Below are 355 nucleotides of genomic sequence, written 5' to 3'. Positions count from 1 at the left end.
GGACTCGAACCCGCGACCCCCGGCGTGACAGGCCGGTATTCTAACCGACTGAACTACCGCTGCGCGTAGCGTTGAAGCGAATGGTGGGTGATGACGGGATCGAACCGCCGACCCTCTGCTTGTAAGGCAGATGCTCTCCCGGCTGAGCTAATCACCCTTTCGTTTCGGTGCGGGCGCATTATGCCACAAAAAATCCATAACGCACTGATTTAAATAATCTTTTTTCAGTACATCGATTTCTCGAAGGCCCACACAGCAAAAAGCCCGCACAAGGCGGGCTTTCTGTGATGACCTGGCGTTCAGTGGTCCAGATCATCGAATATGGCGCAGCGGACGGGACTCGAACCCGCGACCC

Annotated in this window: 1 tRNA gene; it reads right to left on the bottom strand. The window is 55.8% G+C overall.

The window, feature by feature from the left end:
• Positions 1-81 precede the first annotated feature (81 nt).
• Positions 82-157 (bottom strand) — tRNA-Val (locus UCMB321_RS28410).
• Positions 158-355: the final 198 nt, after the last annotated feature.

Source organism: Pseudomonas batumici, from assembly GCF_000820515.1.
GTDB classification, from domain to species: Bacteria; Pseudomonadota; Gammaproteobacteria; order Pseudomonadales; family Pseudomonadaceae; genus Aquipseudomonas; species Aquipseudomonas batumici.
Note: the sequence above shows the minus strand (reverse complement) of the source record. Positions and strands in the feature narration are given on the sequence as shown.